Here is a 22,245-nt window from a genome sequence, read left to right as displayed (position 1 = left end):
ACAGTGAAAGACGGCGTTTCCCGGCATGAGAGAGGTTTGAGATGAGTGACCTGACCCCGCGCGAGATCGTGTCCGAACTGGACCGGTTCATCATCGGCCAGAAGGACGCCAAGCGCGCCGTGGCCGTGGCCCTGCGCAACCGCTGGCGGCGCCGCCAGCTGGGCGACGACCTGAGGGACGAGGTCTATCCCAAGAACATCCTGATGATCGGCCCGACCGGCGTGGGCAAGACCGAGATCAGCCGCCGCCTGGCCAAGCTGGCCCGCGCGCCCTTCCTGAAGGTCGAGGCGACGAAGTTCACCGAGGTGGGCTATGTCGGCCGCGATGTCGAACAGATCATCCGCGACCTGGCCGACGCTGCCATCATCGAGACCCGCGAGCGGATGCGCGAGGAGGTCAAGGCGCGCGCCCACAAGCAGGCCGAGGAGCGCGTCGTCGCTGCCCTGGCCGGCGAGGGCGCGCGCGAGCAGACCCGGCAGATGTTCCGCGACAAGCTGAAGCGCGGCGAGTTGGACGACACCGTGATCGAGCTTGAGTTGCAGGACAACTCGAACCCGCTGGGCATGATGGAGGTGCCGGGTCAGCCGGGCGCCATCGGCGGCATGATGGACCTGTCCGGGCTGATGAAGGCCTTTGGCGGCCGCCGGGTGCGGCGCAAGGTCACGGTGGCCGAGAGCTACGACCTGCTGATCGCCGAGGAGGCCGACAAGCTTCTGGACGACGAGGCGGTCAAGGCCGCCGCGCTGGAGAGCGTGCAGGAAAACGGCATCGTCTTCATCGACGAGATCGACAAGGTCGCGGCGCGGACCGATGCGCGCGGCGGCGACGTGTCGCGCGAGGGGGTGCAGCGCGACCTGCTGCCGCTGATCGAGGGCACGACGGTCAGCACCAAATACGGCCCGGTCAAGACCGACCACATCCTGTTCATCGCCAGCGGCGCCTTTCATATCGCCAAGCCCAGCGACCTGCTGCCGGAGCTGCAGGGCCGGCTGCCCATCCGGGTCGAGCTGCGCGCGCTGACCGAGGAGGATTTCATCCGCATCCTGACCGAGACGGACAATGCCCTGACGCGGCAATACACCGCGCTGATGGCGACCGAGGGCGTTACCGTCAGCTTTACCGAGACCGGCATCCGGGCGCTGGCGCGGATCGCGGCCGAAGTGAACGGCTCGGTCGAGAACATCGGCGCGCGGCGGCTTTACACCGTGATCGAGCGGGTCTTCGAGGAGCTTTCGTTCAGCGCGCCCGACCGCTCGGGCGAGGTGGTGACGGTGGACGATGCCTTCGTCGAACGCCATCTGGGCGATCTGTCGCGGTCGACCGACCTGTCGCGCTATGTGCTTTGACGGAACCTGGCTGCTTGGGCATCGTTGAGGCCCGGTAGCCGGAAAGGACCGTCATGGGATATATCTTCGGGATCATCATCTTTGCGCTGGATGTTTGGGCCATCGCCTCGATCATCAACACCAATGCAGCGACATCGACCAAGATCATCTGGATCCTGCTGGTCGCGATCCTGCCGGTGGTGGGGCTGATCATCTGGTGGCTGGCGGGACCCAAGGCGAACTACGGCTCGGGCGTCTGAGCGGGCGGCCCTGCGGGCTGCCGTTCCCTATCGCCGCAGATAGACGTAATAGGCGCCCTCGCCGCCGTGGCGGCGATGGGCCGGCTTGACCTGCAGCACAAGCTGGTCCAGGGGGGGCATATGCAGCCAATGGGGGACATTGTGGCGCAAGGCCCCCGGGCGGACGGGCAGAGGCGCGTCGGCCCCCCCTTGGCGCCCCTTGCCGGTGATGACCAGGACCAGGCGCAGCCCGCTGGTCCGGGCGTTCAGGATGAAGCGGGTCAGCGCGGGCTGCGCCACGTTCAGCGTCATGCCATGCAGGTCGATCCGCGCCTCCGGCGCAAGCTTGCCCTGGGCCATGCGGCGATGGGTCTTGTGATCCATCCGCAGGGGCTGGTCATGCAGGGCGCGGCCGGGATGGGGGGAAAGGTCGATGCGGGTCGCGGCGCCCTTCAGCGGCTTGGCCCCGATGCGGAAATCCGGCAGGGGGGCCGGTCGGGCGGGCTCGGGCGTGACGGGCAGGGAGGGCTTTGGCAAAGCGACCGGTTCGGGCGGCTTGGACGGATGCATGGGCACCGCCGTCGCGGCGATGCGGGACCAGAGGGCCCTTTCGTCGGCCGTCAGGCCCCGCCGCCGTGCCATGGCTCAGGCGGTGGCGACCAGTTGCCAGTTCGGGTCGCTTGACCCCATCTGGCGGGCAAAGGTCCAGACGTCGCGCTGCTTGCGGGCCGAGCGCGGGTCTCCATCCACGACATTGCCCTGCTCGTCGCGGGTGGCCACGATCATTTCGCCCACGAAGCGGACGGACAGTTCGGCCAGGCGCGTCTGCGGGTTGAATTCGGCCGCGGCCAGCGCCGTTTCGCGGGTGCCCAGGAACTGCGCCTCGGTCGTCAGGCCGCGTGCCTTGCGGTCGGCGATGACCCCGTCGAAGGCCTCGGCCACGGCCGGGGCCAGAAAGCCGCGCACCTCGGACAGATCGCCCCGTTCGAACGCCAGCAGGATCATCTCGTAGGCGGATTTCGCGCCGCTCAGGAAGGGGCCGACGGCAAAGCCCGGTTCGACCTCTTTCATCGCGGCCAGGGCGCGGGCCGTGGCGCTGCCCGGCTCGGCATGATCGGCGATGTCGGTGTCGGGCGTCTCGGCCATTCCCTCGATCACGTCGAAGCGGCGCGGCGCCACCGTCTCCTCGGGGGTCTGGGTCGGCTCGAACCCGTCGCGGGTCCCCAGCACACCGCGCAGCCGCAGGATCAGGAAGATGGCGATCGCGGCAAGGACAAGGATCTGGAGCATGGGGTTCGACATCGGACCGTGTTGAGCTTTCTTATGGGGTGTCGCATCCCTATGTAGGGTGCAGGGCGAGCCAAGTCCAGTTTTGCACCCGACCTGGAAAAGAAGTGAAGGAAAAGCCCATGTGGCCGTTGCTGCCGTTCGTCATCCTGCCGATTGTCGAGATCGCGCTGTTCATCCAGGTCGGGGGCGCCATCGGGCTGCTGCCCACGCTGGGGCTGGTGATCCTGTCGTCGGTCCTGGGCGTGGCCGTGCTGCGCCGGCGCGGCGCCACCGCCGCCCGCGACGTGCAGCGCGCGATGCAGGAGTTCCGCGACCCCACCGCGCCCATGGCGCATGGCGCGCTGGTCATGCTGGCGGGGCTTTTGATGATCGTGCCGGGCCTGTTCACCAGCGGGGTGGGCCTGCTGCTGCTGATCCCGGGGGTGCGGTCCCTGGTGCTGCGCCGGATGGGTCGGCGCGTCGGCGTCAGCGGCGTCGTCTATCGCCAGCGCACCGCCGAGACGGATTTCATGGGCGAGGTGCCTCCCGGCCATCCCGCGCGCGGCTGGCGCGACGACGGCGTGATCGACGCGGAATATTCGGTGCAGGACGACCCGCCCGCCCCGGTGCGCGAGGGGCTGACGGACGGCTCGAACCCGCCGTCGCGGTCCGGCGGCTCGGGCTGGACCCGGCATTGAGCGCGGCCCGGCGGGGTGCTAGTAATCGCGAAATCCCTGGGAGATCCTGATGAGCGAGCAAACCACCACCCCCGACCTGGCCCAGAACGGCAGCCAGCCCGGCGTCCGGCTGCAGATCCTGACGCAATATATCCGCGACCTGTCCTTTGAAAACGCGGTGGCGCAGCGCGGCATGCCCGCGGGCGAGGTTCAGCCCGAAATCAGCGTGCAGGTCAGCCTGGATGCCCGCAAGCGCCAGGTCGAGCACCAGTACGAAGTCATCAGCAAGTTCCGGGTCCAGTCCACCAATGCGCGGGACAAGGCGCCGATCTTTCTGTGCGAACTGGATTATGGCGGGATCTTTCACGTCGAGGGCGTACCCGAGGACCAGCTGCATCCCTTTCTGATGATCGAATGCCCGCGCATGATGTTTCCCTATGTGCGGCGCATCATTTCGGACATGACCCGCGATGGCGGTTTCCCGCCCTTCAACATGGACCCGGTGGATTTCGTGGCCCTGTATCGCCAGGAAATCGCGCGCCGCATGTCGGCCGAACGGCCTGCCGACCAGCCGCTGTCGTAAACGGGCATATTGCGTGAATGCCCGCAGCTGGTCCGGCCGCGGGCATTTTTCATTGCGGGGCTTTTTCGATGGCGAAACGGGCATGGCAGCGCATGCTTTCGGGCCGGCGGCTGGATCTTCTGGATCCGACGCCGGTCGATATCGAGATCACGGATATTGCCCACGGGCTGTCTTTTGTCGCGCGCTGGAATGGGCAAACCCGTGGGGAATGGGCCTATAGCGTGGCCGAGCATTCCCTGTTGGTCGAGGAAATCCACGCCCGCGCCAATCCCGATTGCGATCCGCGCTGGCGGCTGGCGGCATTGCTGCACGATGCTCCTGAATATGTGATCGGGGACATGATCTCTCCGGTCAAATCGGCGCTGGGGCGGGAATATGGACAAATGGACGCAAGACTTGCGGCCGCCATCCATTTGCGTTTCGGCTTGCCTGCCCAGTTGCCAAAGCCGGTCAAGGCGGCGATCAAGCGCGCGGATCGCATTTCTGCCCGGCTTGAGGCGCTGCAGATCGCGGGCTTCACCCAGGCCGAGGCCGACCGGCTGTTTCCGGTCACCGCGCCCGACTGGATGCAGGAACTGGAAATCCGGCTGCGGCCGCCGGTCGAAACGCGGCTGGCCTATATTTCCAGGTTCGACGCCCTGATCGCGCTGATCGACGGCACCCAGTGAAAAGCCCCGCCGGTGGCGGGGCCGTTTTCAGATTTGCAGGTCTTCCAGGGACTTGCCGGCATCCAGTGCCTCTTGTACCCAACGGGGCTTGCGGCCACGCCCGGTCCAGGTCGCGTTCGGATCCTCGGGGTTGGCGTATTTCGCCGCGACCCGGCCGCGTCCGGCGCCTTTCGCGCTGGCCAGTTCCGCCAGGCTGAAGCCGAATTCGCGGGCGGCATTTTCCACCGCGCTCAGGGCTTCGCGTTTGCGGCGGTCCTCGAAAGTGGCAATGGCCTTGTCCACCTTGCTGCGCAGATCGCGCAGATCGCGCAACGACATCTTGTCCAGGTCGAGTTCCATTTTATGCAGTTCCTGTCAGCTTTATTATGGTTCTTCGTGCCCTTTAATATTTCGCGGCAAAGCGCGATTGCAATAGAAACCTTGGTCCATTTCAATCAGCGCGGTCCGCGCTTGGCCAAAATCCGCTGCAAGGTGCGGCGATGCATATGCAGGCGGCGAGCGGTTTCGCTGACATTGCGGTCGCATTGTTCATAAACACGCTGAATATGCTCCCAGCGGACGCGATCGGCCGACATGGGCATTTCGGGCGGCGGGGGCAGGGTTTCGCCTTGCGACAGCAGGGCGCGCGTCACCTCGTCCGCATCGGCGGGTTTCGACAGGTAATCCGTGGCCCCCATTTTCACCGCGGCGACGGCGGTGGCGATCGCACCATATCCGGTCAGCACGACGACGCGCACATCGGGCCGCGCCTCGCGCAGCGCATCGACGACATCCAGCCCGTTGCCGTCCTCAAGCCGCAGGTCGACCACGGCATAGGCCGGCGGGCGCTCGGCGACCATGCGCCGGGCCTCGGCCACCGAAGGCGCCTGCTGGACGGAAAAACCCCGCTTTTCCATCGCGCGCGCCAAGCGGGTCAGAAAGATTTCGTCGTCATCCACCAGCAACAAGGTGGGATCGGCCCCGATATTCAGCGCTTGCGTCATCGTTTTATCCCCCGCGATAATGGCCCCTTCTGTATGCGGGCCGGGGCGCAGGGTCAAATCCCGCCCCCCGACGATCCGTCGCATTGATTGCCGGACGCGCCCTGCATAACAATCGCCCAAACCCCATTCCAGGAGAAGCGATGTTTCCCGGCCTCGTCTCGCGCCGTTTCGATTTTCTGCCCGGCCAGCCGGGTCCCGAGCCGATCCGGCTGCGCACGCTGATCCTGCTGCGTTGGGTCGCGATCATCGGCCAGTCCGCTGCGGTGGCCGTGGCGCTGATGATCGGCGCACACCTGCGCCTGGGACCCGTGCTTCTGGTGATCGGCCTGGCCATCGCGCTGAACATTGCACTGTCGCTGCGGCCCGCGCGCCGCATCTCGGCGCTCGAGGCGGCGTGGCAACTGGGCTTCGACCTGGCGCAGATCGCGGCGCTTCTGTCGCTGACGGGGGGCTTGACCAACCCCTTTGCCGTGCTGCTGCTGGCCCCGGTGACGGTGGCGGCGACCGCCCTGCCGGGGCGGCAGCTGGTGGCGCTGGGGGCGACGACATTCGTCATGGTGTCGATGGCGGCCTTTTTCGCCCGCCCGCTGACCTTTTCCGACGGGCCCGTCGCCACGTTGAACGAGCCGCTGCTGGTCGGGACCTGGTTTGCCATCATCATCGGGGCGCTGTTCTTTGCCTATTACGCCCGCACCGTCGCGGCCGAGATCTCGGCCGGATCGGATGCGCTGTTCGCGGCCCGCATGGCGCTGGAACGCGAACAGAAGCTGCAGCATCTCGGCGGCGTGGTCGCCGCCGCCGCGCACGAGATGGGCACCCCCCTGGCCACCATCAAGCTGGTCAGCTCCGAGCTGTCGGACGAGATCGCCGAAGCCCTGCCCGAGCGCACCGACCTGGCCGAGGATCTGGCCGTGCTGCGCCAGTCCGCCGAACGCTGCGGCGCGATCCTGAAATCCATGGGCAGCGCCGGCCGCGACGACCTGCTGATCCGCGCGGCGCCCCTGCGTCAGGTGCTGGACGAGGCCGCCGACCCGCACCGCGACCGCGGCATCCGCATCCGCATCGAGGTGGCGCCCGGCGCCCCCACGATCTTGCGCGATGCGGCGCTGATCCACGGCTTGCGCAACCTGATCCAGAATGCGGTCGATTTCGCCCGCGCCGAAGTGCTGATCGAGGCAGGCTGCGACCGGCGCGAGATCCGCATCCGCATCGCGGACGACGGTCCGGGCTTTCCGGCCACGCTGCTGCCCAAGATCGGCAATCCCTTCCTGACCACGCGCCCCCGGTCCGAGGACGGGCGCAGCTATGAAGGGCTGGGCCTGGGCCTGTTCATCGCAAAGACCCTGCTGGAGCGTTCGGGCGCCGCCGTCCGCTTCGGCAATCGCCAGCGTGGCGCGCAGGTCACCGTCACCTGGCCGCGCGAGTTGATCGAGGCGGACGGCCGCGCAGCCTTGGGAAGCAATCCCGAAATCTCGGTGTGATAGCCCTTGCGTTAACCCTTTCTTATGATTCATCCCATAGGTGAGGGTGAAACGGATTGGCACGCGCAGGTTTATCAGCATGGTTACCCAGTTCCTTATCGCCTTCGCCTCGGCCCTGGCCGCGCTTGTGCTGGCGCTTGGTGCGATCCGCGTGATGGAGAGGCGGCGGCCGGGCGGCGCGACGGAACGCGACCGGCTGGACCGCCGGATCGAACCCATCGTCTTCCTGTTTCGCGCCCAGCGGCTGATCGACGCGACCGGGCCTGCCCAGGCCCTGCTGGCCGCGCTGCCGGGCGAGGGGGACTGGCAGAAGCTGGTCGGCTGGCTGGGCATGCGGTTGCCGGAGTTCAGCGTCGGCCTGTTCGACATGGGCGAAGGGGCGCGCGTCGACGTGACCGGCGGGGACGGCGCCGGCAACGCCCGGCTGCGCCTTCTGGCCGAGGATCTGGGCGATGGGCTGCTGCGCGTGACCCTGGCCGACCCTTCGGCGGAAAACGCCGGGATCGTGGTCGATTCGCTGTCGCTTGCCGCGATGGAGCACGAGCTGGAGATCCTGCGCAGCACGATGGACCATTCGCCTATGCTGGCCTGGCGCCAGGACGGGCAGGGCCATGTCACCTGGGCCAACTCCGCCTATCTGCAGCTTGCCGAAGCGGTCAGCGGCGGCCAGACCGTCTGGCCGCTACCGCAGCTTGTCGACCTGTCGGCGCGTCCGGTGCAGGGCGGCGCGGCGCTTGGCGCCTCGCGCCGGGTGCAGATCCAGCACGATGGGCAAAGCCGCTGGTACGACTGCCACGTCCATGAGGTTGCCGAACAGACCGTGGCCATCGCCCTGCCCGCCGACGCGGCCGTGCGCGCCGAACGCAGCCTGCGCGAATTCGTGCAGACCCTGACCAAGACCTTCGCCGATCTGCCGATCGGGCTTGCGATCTTTGACCGCGACCGAAATCTGCAGCTGTTCAACCCGGCGCTGATCGACCTGACGGGGCTGGCCACCGGGTTCCTGACCGCACGCCCGACGCTTTACGCCTTTCTGGACCGCCTGCGCGAGGCGCGGATGGTCCCCGAGCCCAAGGACTATCGCAGCTGGCGCAACCAGATGAACACGCTCGAGGCCGCGGCCTCGTCCGGCCATCATGTCGAGATGTGGTCTTTGCCCGGCGGCCAGACCTATCGCGTGACGGGCCGCCCGCATCCCGACGGCGCCGTGGCCTTTCTGTTCGAGGACATCACCTCGGAAATCTCGTTGACGCGCAAGTTCCGGGCGGACCTTTCGCTGGGCGCCGAGGTGCTGGACGCGCTGGACGATGCCGTTGCGGTCTTTGCCGCCAATGGCGAGGCGCTGATCGTGAACCGCCGCTATGCCGACCTGTGGTCCTGCGGGCCGCGCGGCAGCCTTGACGACCATGTGCAGTGCTGGCTGGACCTGTGCGGCGCAAGCCCGGGCCTGGCCGCGCTGCGCGACGCTCTGAACCGGCCCTTGGCCGAGGCGACGCTGGGCGGCGCCATGGCCGGGCCCTCGGGCGGGCTGCTGACCTGGGGGCTGCGCGGACTGTCGGGCGGGCGGCTGCTGCTGAGCTTCCAGGCGCCGGTGCCGGGTACGGCCGCGACCCCGGTCAGGATCGCCCCGCCCCTGGCCACGGAGCCGGGCGGCCAGGAACGGGCGCTGACCGGCTGAGACCCGGCGCTGGCCCCGCACGGCGCGGCCACGGACCGGTGCCGGGCTTGCGATTCGGCGAATTTTGGCCTTTTCTTCGGGCGAAACGAAAGGGATGGCTGACATGGACCTGCCGTCGATGGACAGGCTTTCCGGCCGTGATGTGCTGTTCGTCATGGCGGTCGATGCCGAATATGGCCCGCACCTGCGCGGGCGCATCCGCCCGCTGATGACCGGCGTCGGCCCGGTCGAGGCCGCCGTTGCCCTGTCTGCGGCCCTGTCGCGCCTGCACGCCGCCGGGCGGCTGCCCGACCTGGTGGTTTCGCTGGGGTCGGCAGGATCGCGGATGCTGGAACAGGGCGCGGTCTATCAGGTTTCGGCGGTGGAATACCGCGACATGGATGCCTCGGCCCTGGGCTTTGCGGTGGGGCAGACGCCGATGCTGGACCTGCCGCCCCGCGTGGCCTTGCCCCTCTCCATTCCCGGCATCCCCCAGGCGGCGCTGGCGACGGGCGGCAGCATCGTCAGCGGCGCGGGCTACGACCGCATCGCGGCCGAGATGGTCGACATGGAGACATATGCCGTGCTGCGCGCCTGCCAGCATTTCGGCGTGCCGCTGATCGGCCTGCGCGGCATTTCGGACGGAGCCGAGGAACTGGCGACCCTGACCGACTGGACGCAATACCTGCATGTGGTGGACGCGCGCCTGGCCGAAGCCATCGACCGCCTCGCGCGCGCCATCGAGGCGGGAGAGGTGGCGGTCTAAGGCCGGCGCCGGGTGGGTCTGGTGTCGATTGCCATGCGGGCAAGGTCCTGGCGAAGGCCCAGAACTGCTCCATGCTGGCAACCGGAGACCGGCGCGGGGGTTCGCGGACCGCGTGACGGCTAGGACTGCCCTGCGACCGGATATCCCGAAAAATAGATCCTGCGCCACAAACAAAGCCCGTCTCGCCCGCTATCGCGAGGCGGTCGTTTCTCCCGGAAAACCGCTTGCGGAAAGGTCTGCCGCAGCCCGCATCGGAAGGATCTTGGCCACATCCGGCACTGCGACCGTGGGCAGCCCCCGCCGTGCTCGAACAGGAGACGGGCCGACCTTCTGCCCTGCGCAGGCGCGATGAACCAGCACGAAACGCAACACCCCCGACCCGGCGAATGCCGAACCGGGGGCCCTTGGTCAGAGCCAATCGCGAGGCCGGGGTCCGGCGCCGGGCATGGGTCCGGACGGCCGGGTCAGCCCTTCTTCAGGCAGCGGCTGCCCAGCAGTTCGGCGATCTGGACGGCGTTCAGCGCCGCGCCCTTGCGCAGGTTGTCGCTGACGCACCACAGGTTCAGGCCGTTCTCGATGGTCACGTCCTGGCGGATGCGCGACACGAAGGTCGCGAAATCGCCGACGCATTCGACCGGCGTGGCATAGCCGCCCGGCTCGCGCTTGTCGATCACCAGCACGCCGGGCGATTCGCGCAGGATGTCGCGGGCCTCGTCCTCGTCCAGGAAATCCTCGGTCTCGACGTTGATCGCCTCGGAGTGGCCGACAAAGACCGGAACGCGCACGCAGGTCGCCGTGACCCTGATCGAGGGGTCGAGGATCTTTTTCGTCTCGGCCACCATCTTCCATTCTTCCTTGGTGTCGCCGCTGTCCAGGAAGACGTCGATCTGCGGGATCACGTTGAAGGCGATCTGCTTCTGGAACTTCTTGGGCTCGACCTCCTGACCGGGCACATACATGCCCTTGGTCTGGTTCCACAGCTCGTCCATGCCCTCCTTGCCGGCGCCCGAGACCGACTGATAGGTCGAGACGACGACACGCTTGATCCGCGCCCGGTCATGCAGGGGCTTCAGCGCCACCACCATCTGCGCGGTCGAGCAGTTGGGGTTCGCGATGATCATCTTGTTGCGGTAATCCTCGACCGCGTCGGCGTTCACCTCGGGCACGATCAGCGGAATGTCCGGGTCGTAGCGGTAAAGCGACGAATTGTCGATCACCACGCAGCCCTGGCTGGCCGCGATAGGCGCATAGGTTTTCGTCGCGTCCGAGCCGATGGCAAACAGCGCGATGTCATAGCCGGTAAAGTCGAACCCCTCGATGTCCTTGCATTTCAGGGTCTTGTCGCCATAGCTGACCTCAGTGCCAAGGCTCCGGCGCGAAGCCAGAGCGACAACCTCATCGGCAGGAAACTCGCGCTCGGCGAGAATGTTCAGCATTTCACGGCCCACGTTCCCCGTGGCGCCGGCGACAACGACCTTGTAGCCCATCTGGGGGTCTCCTCATCTCAGGACGCCGCGATATAGGGCGAATCGCGGCAAAGGAAAAGCAAGATTTCGGCGATCTGCATGATAATCCGGCGAAAAACCGGCTTAATGACGGATGATCCGGCGATCTGACGCGGCCAGCGCCGCCACCCATTCGGATTCGCCTGAAAAATCATGCGGCACCTGCTCGGCCCGCCGATGCCCAGACAGCGACAATGAGGCGAAGAAGTCGAAGCCGTACAGGTCCAGCCGCGCCATGTCGGACCGGGCGATCAGATCGATCATCATCGCCCCCGTGGTCGGCGACGCGCCCAGCCGGTCGCGCAGCGCCGCATAGTCCTTCAGCGGGTGCAGATAGAAACCCGGGCTGGTCGCCGTCCGCCAGTCCAGCCGCTTGCGCTTGGGCGACATCCACAGGACGCGCCTTGCCCCGATGCGGGCGCGGTCCGCCGCGCCCAGCCGGACCGCCAGCGCCAGCCAATCGGTGCGGGTGCCGTGGCTGTCGGCACCGGGCATGGGCGCGCGGTTGATGCGGATCACCAGGTCGGCAGCGTCGATGGCGGGGCCCTGCGCGCCCTGCGCCAGGGCGCGGGCGTTGCCGACCAGCGCCACGGACTTGCCGCGCAAGGTTTCCAGCAATTCGGCCTGCGGGACCGACAGCCGTTGCAGCGCCGACTCATTGCGCAGCGTGCGGGCCAGCAGAAAGCCCCAGCGGGTCACGCCAGCAGCTTTCGATAGACCGCGACGATGGCGCGGGCCTCGCCTTCGATGGCATGGTTCTCGGCGACATGCGCGCGCGCCGCCGCGCCAGCCGCCGCCCGGGCCGCGTCGTCGTCCAGCCAGCGCGCCAGCGCGGCGGTCAGGGCGTCGGCATCGTCGCGCGGGACCAGGCTGCCGGTTTCGCCGTCGCGGATCAGCGTCTCATAGGCGCCGACGCGGGCGGCGACGGTGGGAACGCCGCAGGCCGCGGCCTCGAGCGGGGTCAGGCCGAAGCCCTCCCACCGGGCGGGGGCGGCGAAAAGATCGAGCGCCTGGTAGTTGCGCACCACATCCTCCCACGGCAGCTCGCCCAGGAAACGGATGCGGTCCGACAGGCCGGCCTGCGCGATCCGCGCCTTCAGATCGTCGGCGAAGGCCTGGTTGTCGGATGTGATGCGCCCGGACAGGATCAGCCTGGCCCGCGGCCGGTCGGGAAACAGCCGCAGCGCCGCCTCGACCAGCAGGTCGACGCCCTTTTGCGCCCGCACCCGGCCGAAGCAGCCGATCACGATGTCCTCGGGCGCAAAGCCCAAGGTCGCCCGCAATGCCGCGCGGTCGGGCGCCGGGTGGAACACGGACAGGTCGACCCCGTGCAGGATCACCGTCGCGGGACGCTCCAGATAGCTGGCCGCCTGGGGCGAGGTCGCGATCAGCGCGTCCTGCTGGCGGATCAGCCAGCGGGTGAAGCCCTTGTGCCGGCGCTGCGCGGCCGAGGTGAACAGCAGCCGATAGCGCCGCCGCAGCAGGTGGCGCAGGATCAGCCCCAACGCCATTTCCGTGTTGCGCCGCGCGTGCCAGACCCGCCAGCGGTCGCGCGGCAGGCTGGCCGCGCGCGCCAGCGGGATATAGGGCAACTCGGGCGGCAGCCCCGGCCCCGTCGCGACGATGCCGATCATGCGCGCCTGCACCGGGATCAGGCGCACGACGGTCGCCGTCACGCCCGACAGGCGGCGCTTGAGGTTCGGAGCGACGACCTCGATGTCAGCCATGGCGATCCTCGGGACTGAACAGGTAGATGAACCATCCGATGGTCAGAGGTAGCAGGAAGAACAGGAAGATGTAACCATAGGCCACCGGCGCCGCATGGTTGGCCGAGGCCGCCAGGTAGACCGGGCGCGACAGGAACTGCATCACGCCGACCCCGGCGATCGAGATCATGTTCATGAAGGTGATGCCGCGCCCGACCAGATGATGGGGCAGGAACGCCCGGCCGTGCGACATCATCAGCGAATAGGAACTGTCCGAGATGCAGACCATCACCAAGAGCACCGCCGAAACCCAGAGGTTCATCCCCGAGGTCAGCCACAGCGCCGCCAGCACCGCGCCCAGCAGCAGGTTGTTGGCGATCGAGGTGCGCTTGTCCGACCCGATCAGCCGCACCACCCGGCCGACCGAAAGGTTCGCCGTCACCATCGCCAGCCCCATGCCCAGCGTGACCCAGCCGATCACATAGTCGCTGGCGCCGAAGGTTTCGGCCAGATAGGGCCCGGCCCACAGCCCCCGGATGCAGGCCGAGGCGGCATAGGTCACGCCCAGAAGCGGCAGGATCGGCCAGAGCGCGCGCACCCGCAAAAGATCCCCCAGCGAGCCGCGGGCCTGGCTTCCCTCGGGGTGCGGGGGGTTTCGGACGAAGGCCAGGATGGTCGCCGCGACCGCCAGCGTGACCAGCGCCAGGATCACCAGCGCCTCGCGCCAGCCGATGGCGTTGACCACCCAGACCAGGGGCGCCGCGCCCAGCATGTTGCCCAGCGAGCCGAGGCCCACCACCGCGCCGCCCGCCGCGCTCATCGAGGCGGGGGGCAGGGTTCGGGCAAAGATGAAGAAGCTGCCCACCATCACCGGCGCGCAGCCCACGCCCAGCAGCGCCATGGCCACATGGATGTGCCAGGGCGCGCTGGCCAGGGCAAAGACCGCGGCGCCGCCCGCGCCGCCAAGCGCCAGCAAGGCTGCGACCGTCGCGCGCGGGCCATAGCGGTCGAGGCCCCAGCCGACCGGCAGCTGCATGGCCGCGAAGGCGATGTACCAAAGCCCTGAGGACAGCGCGAGATCGGCCGGCCCCGCCCCCAGATCGGCATGCAGGGTCGGTGACAGCACCGCCAGGAACGCCCGATAGAACTGACTGAGCGTGTAGCCCAGGACAAGGGACAGCAGTCCCGGCGACATGATCCAGCGCATGGTTCCCCCCTTCAGGCGGCGCGAAGCTGCGCCACCCCGGCGGAAAGTGCAAGCCGCCCCTGCCGGCCGGCCCTTACTGGGTCTTCAGCGGGGCGTCCCAGGCGGTCAGGGGCGCCGTGCTCCAGTCGCCATAGGTGGCGTTGGGGAAGACGATCCAGTCGGCGCCGAAATGCGCGGCGTTCCTGTCGACCTCGGCCCGCTTCACATCGGTCGCGGCCTTGCGGAACACGCCGTCGAAATCATGCAGCGTGTCGCCCAGCAGCAGCACGATCTGGTGGTCCTTGGCGGCCACCGCGCGGCGCTCGGCCTTGGAGGTTCCGTAAAGCAGCACGTTCTCGTCCGACACCTGCGGGAAGCCCAGTTCCTTCAGGGTGGCGATGGTGGCGGCCTTGTTCTCGGGCTCGCCGAAGCGGTCCGAGATGTAATAGATCGCGACCCCGGACTTGTCGGCGAAATCGAAGAAGTCCAGCGCGCCGGGAATCGGCGTGGGCTTGCCCGTCAGCTCCCAGTCGCCCCAGGTGTCCCAGGTGTCATAGACGTGGCAGTTCTGCATGTCGCGGACCAGCAGCGGGGTGTTGTCGATGGCCGTTTCGTCCAGATCGGTGACCACGGCCAGTTTCGAGGCGTCGCCGGCCTTGGCGATGGCGGCTTCCAGCCGGGCGCGGGCCAGCGCATAGCCCTGCAGCTGCAGCGCCCGCACCTCGGCCGATTGCTGCTGATAGCGCAGGCCCATGGCGAATTCCCGGACCGGGCATTGCGCCGCCGGAACCTCGGTCGCAGCCGCCGCAGGGGCTGTCGGGGTCTGGGCGGCCGTTTCGGCCAGGGCGGCGGGGGCCATCAGCGCTGCCAGGGCGAGGCCAAGCAGGGGGCGGGAAATGTGGTGCCGGGTCATGAGATCCTCCGTGTTGGGCGCGGGGACGGGCTGCCCCCGCAGGAAAGGCTGCGGTATCTTGATTGATCCGCCAGACAGAATCCCCTCAGGCGGCGGCCAGCCGCGCCGGCGCCTCGCGCACCGGCAGGTGGATCAGCGCGCTGAAGGCGCCGACGCCCACGCCGATCCACCAGACCAGGGTATAGTCGCCGTAGGCGTCATACAGCCTGCCGCCCAGCCAGACTCCCAGGAAGGACCCCAGCTGGTGGGACAGGAAGACGAAGCCGTAAAGCGTGCCCATGTAGCGCAGCCCATAGATATAGGCGACCAGCCCCGAGGTCAGCGGCACGGTGGCCAGCCACAGGGCGCCCATGGCCAACGAAAAGACGATGACGGTGGTGGGCGTGATGGGGGTCAGGATGAAGATCGCCGCGGCGATGGTGCGCAGCGTGTAGATGCCCGCCAGCAGGTATTTCTTGGAATAGCGCTTGCCCAGCCAGCCGGCCAGGATGGCGCCGCCGATATTGGCCAGCCCGATCAGCGAGATCGCCACCGCCCCCAGGGCCGAGGTGGTGGTGATCCCCAGGCTCGCCAAGGCGCCGCCGGACGCGATCGGGCCGCACATCTCGGTGATCATGGCCGGGAAATGCGCGGTGATGAAGGCCAGCTGATAGCCGCAGGAGAAGAACCCGGCAAAGATCATCAGATAGGACGGATCGGTAAAGGCGCGCTTCAGCACCACGCCCATGCTGTCCTCAAGCTCGTGGCGGCTGGCGGGCCGGGTGTCGCCCAGCAGGGGCAGGAACAGCAGGCAGGCCAAGACGATCACGCCGAAGATGATGAACACCGTCTGCCAGGGGTAAAAGGCCAGCAGCCCCTCGGCCAGGGGCGCGCCAAAGACCTGGCCGGCCGAGCCCGCCGCGGTGGCGATCCCCAGCGCGATGCTGCGGTTCTCGTCGCTGGCCGCGCGGCCGATCACCGCCAGGATCACGCCAAACCCGGTGCCGGCGATGCCGAAGCCCACCATCACCTCGAGCATCTGCATGGTGGCGGGGTCGGTCGCATGGGCGGTCAGGATCAGCCCGGCCGAATACAGGAATGCCCCCAGGATGATCGACAGCTTGTCGCCGAACCGTTCGCCCAGGGCGCCAAAGACCGGCTGGCCGATGCCCCAGGCCAGGTTCTGGATCGCGATGGCCAGGCTGAACTCGGTCCGCGGCCAGCCGAATTCGGCGGCGATGGGAATCTGGAACACCCCGAAGCTGGCGCGCAGCGCGAAGTTGATCAGCAGGATGATCGAGCCGCCGATCAGAACCGGCGTGAACAGGCGCGCGCGCGATGGGGTCATGGAACTCTCCTTCCGCGGCCATTCCTGCGCCCGGCCCGGCGTCGCGTCAATGGGCGGCGGATTGCCTTGGTGCCCAGGGGCGGCTAGCCTTGGCCAAAAGGGGTCCGCCATGTACCAGGTCATCGGAACGTCGAAAAGCCGCGCCTTCCGCGTGCTGTGGATGCTCGAGGAGCTGGGCCAGCCCTACGACCATGTGCCGCTTGCCCCCCATGCCGAGGGCGTCACCTCGTTCAACCCGGCCGGCAAGGTGCCGGTGCTGATTGCGGACGGCACGCCGATCACCGACTCGACGGCGATCCTGACCTATCTGGCCGACCGGCACGGCGCGCTGACCCATCCGGCCGGCACCATCGACCGGGCGCGCCAGGACAGCCTGACCCAGTTCATCCTGGACGAATTCGACGCCGCCCTGTGGCTGGCCGCGCGCCACAGCTTCGTCCTGCCCGAGGAAATGCGCCTCTCGGCGATCAAGAACACGCTGCGCTGGGAATTCGAACGCAGCCAGAAGACACTGGTGCATCGCATGGCCGAGGACGGCTTCCTGATGGGCGACCGCCTGACCGTGCCCGACATCATCCTGACCCATTGCCTGACCTGGGCGCTGGCGGCCCGCTTTCCGATCGTCCAGCACCGGCTGACCGACTATCTGGACCGGATGCGCGCCCGGCCCGCCTTTCAGCGCGCCGAGGCCAGATAGGCCGCGGCGCCCAGGCCCGCCTGCCGCCCCGTGGCCAGGCAGCCGGTCAGCAGATAGCCGCCGGTCGGCGCCTCCCAGTCCAGCATCTCGCCCGCGGCAAAGACGCCGGGCAGGGCGCGCAGCTCCAGCGTCTCGGCCAGACCCTCCCCGATGATGCCGCCGGCGCTTGAAATCGCCCGCTCCAGGGGCATCGGCCCGGCGTGGCGCAGCCGCAGGGCCTTGGCGCGGATCGCCAGCCGCTCGGGCTCGGCGGGCAGGGGCTGGCCCCATTCCAGCAGCAGCGCGGCGCGCAGCGGATCGCCCAGCACCCGCCGCAGCCGGTTGCCGACCGACAGTTTCGCCGGGGCCAGGGCCAGCCGCCGCGCCAGTTCCACCGCGCCCAGATCGGGGGCCAGATCGACGACCGCCTCGGCCCCATCGCGGATCGCGGCCGCCACCTCATAGACGCCGCCGCCCTCGATCCCTTGCGCGGTGACGACCCATTCGCCGCGGCTCGACAAGCTGCCCGCACTCAGCGCGACGCCCTTGACCGCCTGGCCGAAATGCCGCGCCATTGCGGGCGACCAGCCGACCCGGAACCCCATGTTCGCCGGCCGGAATGGCGCGATGCCGACCCCCCGCGCCGAAAGCCAGGGCACCCAGGCCGCGTCCGAGCCCAGCCGAGGCCAGCTTGCACCGCCAAGCGCGAGCACCACGGCGCCGGGCCGCAGCACCTGAGGCCCCGCCGGCGTCCGAAACAGCCAGCCGTCGCCCTGGAACCCCTCCCAGCGCCAGCGGGTGCGCAGGTCGACCCCTAACTCCGACAGCCGCGCCAGCCAGGCCCGCAGCAGCGGTGAGGCCTTCATGCCGACGGGAAACACCCGGCCCGTCGAGCCGGTGAACAGCGCGATCCCCAGCCCCTCGGCCCAGGCCATGACCTCGTCTGGCCCAAGTTCTTTCTTGTCCAAATATCCCGGGGGAGTCCGCAGGACGGGGGCAGAGCCCCCATAATGCGCAGTGAAATCCGCAAGGCCCTCGGCCTTGGTCAGGTTCAGCCCCGATTTCCCCGCCATCAGGAACTTCCGCGCGGGCGTCGGCATGGCCTCGGCGACGACCACGCGATGCCCCTGGGTGGCCAGCACCTCGGCGGCCATCAGCCCGGCAGGGCCGGCACCGATCACCAGCGCCTCGGTCACCGCCCGCCCCGGGGCATCATGCACAGCCGCAGCAGCATCCGTTCCATCACCGCCATGGCCGGCGCCTTCGAACTGGACCGCAACGTCAGGTCGGTGTCGATCAGCTGATGGATCGCGTCCTCCAGCGCGCGCATGCCCCAGTCCTGGGCCTGGCGGATCATGCGGTCGCGGCGCGGGCCAAAAACCGGTGGGCGCAGCCGGGAAAACCCGGCGCCCGGGCCCCCGGGGTCCGAGGCGCCGGCATGCAGCGCCCGGAAATGGCGCAGGGCGGCGATGCACAGCGTCGTGGGATTGGTGCCCTGCCCCTCGATCCGGCGCATCAGCGGCCCGAAGTCGCGGGCGCGTCCTTCGGCCACGCAGTCGATCAGCTCGTCCACCTCGGCCTCGATGGTGGCGGGGGCCAGGGCCGCGATCTCGGCCGGCGTCAGGGGTAAGGCGTCGCCGTGCTTGTAAAGCCCGATCTTTTCCACCGTCTGGCGGAAATCGCCGGGGTCCAGCGCGCGGGAGAGCGCCACCAGGTCGCGCATGGCGTCGCGCGGCACCTCGCGCAGGCCGGCGGCCTCCAGCCAGCGGGCGATCTCGTCCTCGCCGGGCGGGTCGTCATAGATCGGGGCCGTGACCGCCTGCGGATGCGGCTCGAAGAGCTTCCTCAGCGCCGAGCCCTTGCCCAGGGCCCCTGCCGCGACCACGATCACCGCGTCGCCCGCGCGCCACTCGGCCAGCGCACCCGCGATCGCGGGTGCCGCCGCGTCGCTCGCGTCATCGACCAGCACCACGCGCTGGCCGGGGAAAAAGCCCACCGCCTTGACCGCGTCCAGCAGCGCCGCCGGGTCCTTCTTCAGGTCGGCGCCGGGCAGGCGGGTCAGCCGCATCTCTTCGTCGGCATGGGGGCCGGTCAGGGCGGCGACCGCCTCGGCCCGCTTCAGGGCGACGCGCATGGCGTCCTGGCCGTGGATCAGCAGGCCCGGGCGCGTCGGATCGGGACGCGCCAGATAGCGGCCGATCTCGGCGCCCTTCAGGATCATGGCAGCGTGGCCGGGTCGAGCGCCAGCAGCCGCGTCACCACCTGATCGGCCAGCAGGCGCGCCAGCCGCTTGTGGGCATCCTGTTCCGCCGCCAGCGTGGCGATGGTCGTCCCGGTCGTGGAGTAGGAGGTAAAGCTGCTGACCTGCCCGCGCGCCACGGTCCGGCCGCTGGCGATCTCGGTCAGCACATAGCTGGCGGTGCCGTTCAGCGAATAGCGGGTCGTGATCTCGTCCGGGGTGATGGCCTGCGGCACCACCGCGATGCGCAGCCGCCAGTCCAGTTCATAGCGGGTCCCGTCCGGCCCCAGCCGCTCGGAGATGCGGCCGGCAAAGGCGAAATCGTCGGGGGTGCGGGGGTCGGCGGTGCGCACCTTGTCCTGCAGGCGCGTGCCGGTGCCGCCCGGCCCATAGACCGGGGCAAAGCCGCAGGCCGCCAGCGCGAGCGCCGCCAGCAGGACGCCGCGCCTAGACCACGACATTGACGATCCGCCCCGGCACCACGATCAGCTTCTTGACCGGCAGCCCCTCCATGAAGCGCTGCACCGTCTCGTCGGCCAGCACCAGCGCCTCGATCTGGTCCTTGGGCATGTCCTTGGGGACCTCGATCTCGGCCCGGCGCTTGCCGTTGATCTGGATCGGCAGCACCACCGAATCCGAGACCAGCAGCGCCGGGTCGGCCTTGGGCCAGGCGGCGTCCACGACCATGCCCTGGCCGCCAGCCTTCTGCCAGAACTCCTCGGCCAGGTGCGGCACCATCGGCGCCAGCAGCTGCGCCAGGATGCGCAGCGCGGCGCGGCGGCATTCGCCGCCCGCCGGCGATTTGCCGATGACATTGGCCAGTTCGTAAAGCTTGGCGACGGCCTTGTTGAAGGCAAAGCCCTCGATGGCCCGGGTCACGTCCTCGATGGCGCGGTGGGCGGCGCGGATCAGGTCCGGGTCGTCGCCGCCTTCGGGAACCTCGTCGGCCAGCCGCCAGACGCGGGCCAGGAACTTGTTCGCCGCCTCGGCCCCGGCCGCGGTCCATTCCACATCGCGCTCGGGCGGGCTGTCGGACAGCATGAACCAGCGCGCGGTGTCGGCGCCGAAGCTGGCGACGATGTTCACCGGATCGACCACGTTCTTCTTGGACTTGGACATCTTGGCCGAGGGGATCACCTCGACCGGCGTGCCGTCGGCCAGCCGGCCGTCCCGCACCGTCTCGGGCAGGTGATAGACCGGGCGGCCTCGCTCGTCCCGGGTCAGGTAGATCTCATGCGTGACCATGCCTTGCGTGAACAGCGCGTCGAAGGGTTCCTTCGACTTTTCCGGCAGATGCCCGGTCTTGACCATGGCGCGGGCAAAGAAGCGGGAATAGAGCAGGTGCAGGATCGCGTGTTCGATGCCGCCGATGTACTGGTCGACGTTCATCCAGTAATCCGCATCCTCGGCCACGGTCGGCGTCGGCGCATGGGGCGCGGTGAAGCGCGCGTAGTACCAGGACGAATCGACGAAGGTGTCCATCGTGTCCGTCTCGCGCCGGGCCGGGGCGCCGCAGGTCGGGCAGGTGGTCTGGCGCCAGGTCGGGTGCCGGTCCAGGGGGTTGCCCGGCACGTCGAAACTGACATCCTGCGGCAGCAGCACCGGCAGGTTTTCCTTGGCCTCGGGCACGGTGCCGCAGGCGTCGCAATGCACGACCGGGATCGGGCATCCCCAATAGCGCTGGCGCGAGATGCCCCAGTCGCGCAGGCGGAACTTGGTCACGCCCTCGCCATAGCCCTGCGCCTCGGCATGGGCGATGGCGGCGTCGACCGCGGCCTCGCCCGACTGGTCCTGCGCGCCGGCAAAGCCGCGCACATAGCTCACCACCTCGGATTTCAGGGGCACATAGGGCGCATCCGCGACCAGCGCGTCGGCCTCGGCCAGCGTCGAGCCTTTCGGCCCGAAGGTGGCGCGGATCGGCAGGCCGTATTTCAGGGCGAATTCGTGGTCGCGCTCGTCATGCGCCGGCGAGCCGAAGATCGCCCCGGTGCCGTAATCCATCAGCACGAAGTTCGCGATCCAGATCGGCAGATGCCAATCGGGGTCCAGCGGGTGGCGCACGGTCAGGCCGGTATCGAAGCCCAGCTTCTCGGCCTTTTCCAGCGCCTCCTCGCTGGTGCCGATCTTGCGCGCCTCGGCGGTGAAGGCGGCGACCTTGGGATCGGATTCCAGCGCCCTGGCCAGCGGGTGGTCGGGCGAGATCGCGACGAAGGACGCCCCCATCAGCGTGTCGGGGCGGGTGGTATAGACCTCGATCTGCGGAAAGCCGGCCACATCCACGGTGTCGAAGCGGAACTGCAGCCCGCGCGACTTGCCGATCCAGTTGGCCTGCATCAGTCGCACCTTTTCCGGCCAGCCGGACAGCCCGTCCAGCGCCGACAGCAACTCGTCCGAGTAATCCGAGATGCGGAAGAACCACTGCGTCAACTCGCGGCGTTCCACCAGCGCGCCCGAACGCCAGCCGCGCCCGTCCTCGACCTGCTCGTTCGCCAGCACCGTCATGTCGACCGGGTCCCAGTTGACCATCGCCGACTTGCGATAGATCAGCCCGGCTTCCAGCATGTCCAGAAACATCGACTGCTGCTGGTGCACATAGGCGTCGTCGCAGGTGGCGAATTCGCGGCTCCAGTCGATGGACAGGCCCAGGGGCTTCAGCTGCTCGCGCATGGTGGCGATATTGGCATAGGTCCAGTCGCGCGGATGGCCGCCCTGTTCCATCGCGGCGTTCTCGGCCGGCATGCCGAAGGCGTCCCAGCCCATCGGGTGCAGCACCGAGAAGCCCTGCGCGCGCTTGAACCGCGCCACCACGTCGCCCATCGTGTAGTTGCGCACATGCCCCATGTGGATGCGCCCGGACGGATAGGGAAACATCTCGAGCACATAGTACTTGGGCCGTTCGTCCCGCACCGCGCGGAAGGTGCCGGCACCGTCCCACGCCTGTTGCCAGCGCGGTTCGCTGTGTGCGGGATCATAGGGCATGGGAACCTCCGGGCATCAGATTGCCCGCAGGGTATTAGCCGCTGCGCGAAGGCAGGTCCAGCCGGG

23 protein-coding genes are annotated in these 22,245 nt (G+C 68.6%); 9 read left to right on the top strand and 14 right to left on the bottom strand.

The window, feature by feature from the left end; translation table 11 throughout:
* The first annotated feature begins 41 nt into the window (after positions 1–41).
* Positions 42–1,346, top strand: coding sequence for an ATP-dependent protease ATPase subunit HslU (gene hslU / locus BU28_RS0111220; protein ID WP_028719566.1), 1,305 nt, complete (start codon positions 42–44; stop codon positions 1,344–1,346).
* Positions 1,347–1,399: 53 nt separating this feature from the next.
* Positions 1,400–1,585 (top strand): PLDc N-terminal domain-containing protein, encoded by a 186-nt coding sequence (locus BU28_RS0111215; protein ID WP_028719565.1) that lies wholly within the window; start codon positions 1,400–1,402, stop codon positions 1,583–1,585.
* Between the two features lie 27 nt (positions 1,586–1,612).
* On the opposite strand, the gene BU28_RS0111210 is transcribed toward BU28_RS0111215, so the two are convergent.
* Together BU28_RS0111210 and BU28_RS0111205 are read right to left on the bottom strand one after the other, a co-directional pair.
* The gene (locus BU28_RS0111210; RefSeq protein WP_028719564.1) at positions 1,613–2,206 is read right to left on the bottom strand and encodes a Smr/MutS family protein; all 594 of its coding nucleotides are present in this window, start codon (positions 2,204–2,206) and stop codon (positions 1,613–1,615) included.
* Positions 2,207–2,209: 3 nt separating this feature from the next.
* Positions 2,210–2,866, bottom strand: coding sequence for a Tim44/TimA family putative adaptor protein (locus tag BU28_RS0111205; RefSeq protein WP_028719563.1), 657 nt, complete (start codon positions 2,864–2,866; stop codon positions 2,210–2,212).
* A 107-nt stretch (positions 2,867–2,973) separates the two neighbouring features.
* Here BU28_RS0111205 and BU28_RS0111200 point away from each other — a divergent pair, with 107 nt between their 5' ends.
* The 3 genes from BU28_RS0111200 (at position 2,974) to BU28_RS0111190 (ending at position 4,761) form a co-directional block, all read left to right on the top strand.
* Positions 2,974–3,531 carry an FxsA family protein gene (locus BU28_RS0111200; RefSeq protein WP_028719562.1) on the top strand — a complete coding sequence of 186 codons (558 nt, stop codon included), beginning with the start codon at positions 2,974–2,976 and terminating at the stop codon, positions 3,529–3,531.
* A gap of 49 nt (positions 3,532–3,580) precedes the next feature.
* A complete protein-coding gene (secB, locus tag BU28_RS0111195; RefSeq protein ID WP_051578134.1) occupies positions 3,581–4,093 on the top strand; it encodes a protein-export chaperone SecB in 513 nt (170 codons plus the stop codon).
* Between the two features lie 68 nt (positions 4,094–4,161).
* Positions 4,162–4,761, top strand: coding sequence for a YfbR-like 5'-deoxynucleotidase (locus BU28_RS0111190; protein ID WP_081791353.1), 600 nt, complete (start codon positions 4,162–4,164; stop codon positions 4,759–4,761).
* A 27-nt stretch (positions 4,762–4,788) separates the two neighbouring features.
* Here BU28_RS0111190 and BU28_RS0111185 read toward each other — a convergent pair whose 3' ends face one another.
* Positions 4,789–5,100 (bottom strand): H-NS histone family protein, encoded by a 312-nt coding sequence (locus tag BU28_RS0111185; protein ID WP_028719559.1) that lies wholly within the window; start codon positions 5,098–5,100, stop codon positions 4,789–4,791.
* Positions 5,101–5,195: 95 nt separating this feature from the next.
* Entirely contained in the window at positions 5,196–5,744 is a 549-nt protein-coding gene (locus tag BU28_RS0111180; RefSeq protein ID WP_028719558.1) for an ActR/PrrA/RegA family redox response regulator transcription factor, read from the bottom strand.
* 140 nt (positions 5,745–5,884) lie between these two features.
* Here BU28_RS0111180 and BU28_RS0111175 point away from each other — a divergent pair, with 140 nt between their 5' ends.
* The 3 genes from BU28_RS0111175 to BU28_RS0111165 all read left to right on the top strand — a co-directional run bounded on the left by BU28_RS0111175 (position 5,885) and on the right by BU28_RS0111165 (position 9,648).
* Entirely contained in the window at positions 5,885–7,225 is a 1,341-nt protein-coding gene (locus tag BU28_RS0111175; RefSeq protein WP_051578133.1) for an ActS/PrrB/RegB family redox-sensitive histidine kinase, read from the top strand.
* Between the two features lie 79 nt (positions 7,226–7,304).
* Positions 7,305–8,903 carry a PAS-domain containing protein gene (locus BU28_RS0111170; protein WP_028719556.1) on the top strand — a complete coding sequence of 533 codons (1,599 nt, stop codon included), beginning with the start codon at positions 7,305–7,307 and terminating at the stop codon, positions 8,901–8,903.
* A gap of 103 nt (positions 8,904–9,006) precedes the next feature.
* Entirely contained in the window at positions 9,007–9,648 is a 642-nt protein-coding gene (locus BU28_RS0111165) for a 5'-methylthioadenosine/S-adenosylhomocysteine nucleosidase (RefSeq protein WP_028719555.1), read from the top strand.
* A 464-nt stretch (positions 9,649–10,112) separates the two neighbouring features.
* Here the strand turns inward: BU28_RS0111165 and BU28_RS0111160 are convergent, their stop codons facing one another.
* The 6 genes from BU28_RS0111160 to BU28_RS0111135 form a co-directional block, all read right to left on the bottom strand.
* Positions 10,113–11,135: an aspartate-semialdehyde dehydrogenase gene (locus BU28_RS0111160; RefSeq protein ID WP_028719554.1), complete on the bottom strand. Its 1,023-nt coding sequence runs from the start codon at positions 11,133–11,135 to the stop codon at positions 10,113–10,115.
* Between the two features lie 102 nt (positions 11,136–11,237).
* Positions 11,238–11,852 carry a glycosyltransferase family 29 protein gene (locus BU28_RS22740; protein ID WP_036762702.1) on the bottom strand — a complete coding sequence of 205 codons (615 nt, stop codon included), beginning with the start codon at positions 11,850–11,852 and terminating at the stop codon, positions 11,238–11,240.
* Positions 11,849–12,880, bottom strand: a complete 1,032-nt coding sequence (locus tag BU28_RS0111150) for a glycosyltransferase (protein ID WP_028719553.1) — start codon at positions 12,878–12,880, stop codon at positions 11,849–11,851. Before BU28_RS0111150 ends, BU28_RS22740 begins: the two co-directional genes overlap by 4 nt.
* Positions 12,873–14,066, bottom strand: coding sequence for an MFS transporter (locus tag BU28_RS0111145; protein WP_051578132.1), 1,194 nt, complete (start codon positions 14,064–14,066; stop codon positions 12,873–12,875). The genes BU28_RS0111150 and BU28_RS0111145 overlap by 8 nt, the downstream gene beginning before the upstream one ends.
* Positions 14,067–14,139: 73 nt before the next feature.
* Positions 14,140–14,958: a 5'-nucleotidase, lipoprotein e(P4) family gene (locus tag BU28_RS0111140; RefSeq protein ID WP_028719551.1), complete on the bottom strand. Its 819-nt coding sequence runs from the start codon at positions 14,956–14,958 to the stop codon at positions 14,140–14,142.
* A gap of 85 nt (positions 14,959–15,043) precedes the next feature.
* On the bottom strand, positions 15,044–16,285 hold the full coding sequence (locus BU28_RS0111135; RefSeq protein WP_028719550.1) for an MFS transporter: 1,242 nt from the start codon (positions 16,283–16,285) through the stop codon (positions 15,044–15,046).
* A 109-nt stretch (positions 16,286–16,394) separates the two neighbouring features.
* Between BU28_RS0111135 and BU28_RS0111130 the strand changes: the two genes are divergently transcribed.
* Complete coding sequence (locus BU28_RS0111130) at positions 16,395–16,982, top strand: glutathione S-transferase family protein (protein ID WP_028719549.1); 588 nt, start codon at positions 16,395–16,397, stop codon at positions 16,980–16,982.
* On the opposite strand, the gene BU28_RS0111125 is transcribed toward BU28_RS0111130, so the two are convergent.
* From BU28_RS0111125 to leuS, 4 genes are read right to left on the bottom strand one after another with little or no spacing between them, the layout of a single operon-like run.
* Positions 16,961–18,181, bottom strand: coding sequence for a BaiN/RdsA family NAD(P)/FAD-dependent oxidoreductase (locus tag BU28_RS0111125; protein ID WP_269845839.1), 1,221 nt, complete (start codon positions 18,179–18,181; stop codon positions 16,961–16,963). The genes BU28_RS0111130 and BU28_RS0111125 overlap by 22 nt on opposite strands.
* Positions 18,154–19,182: a DNA polymerase III subunit delta gene (holA, locus tag BU28_RS0111120; protein WP_028719547.1), complete on the bottom strand. Its 1,029-nt coding sequence runs from the start codon at positions 19,180–19,182 to the stop codon at positions 18,154–18,156. Before holA ends, BU28_RS0111125 begins: the two co-directional genes overlap by 28 nt.
* Complete coding sequence (lptE, locus tag BU28_RS0111115) at positions 19,179–19,661, bottom strand: LPS assembly lipoprotein LptE (RefSeq protein ID WP_028719546.1); 483 nt, start codon at positions 19,659–19,661, stop codon at positions 19,179–19,181. The genes holA and lptE overlap by 4 nt, the downstream gene beginning before the upstream one ends.
* Complete coding sequence (gene leuS, locus BU28_RS0111110; protein WP_028719545.1) at positions 19,648–22,179, bottom strand: leucine--tRNA ligase; 2,532 nt, start codon at positions 22,177–22,179, stop codon at positions 19,648–19,650. The genes lptE and leuS overlap by 14 nt, the downstream gene beginning before the upstream one ends.
* Between the last annotated feature and the right edge of the window lie 66 nt (positions 22,180–22,245).

Source organism: Paracoccus yeei ATCC BAA-599, assembly GCF_000622145.1.
GTDB classification, from domain to species: Bacteria; Pseudomonadota; Alphaproteobacteria; order Rhodobacterales; family Rhodobacteraceae; genus Paracoccus; species Paracoccus yeei.
Note: the sequence above shows the minus strand (reverse complement) of the source record. Positions and strands in the feature narration are given on the sequence as shown.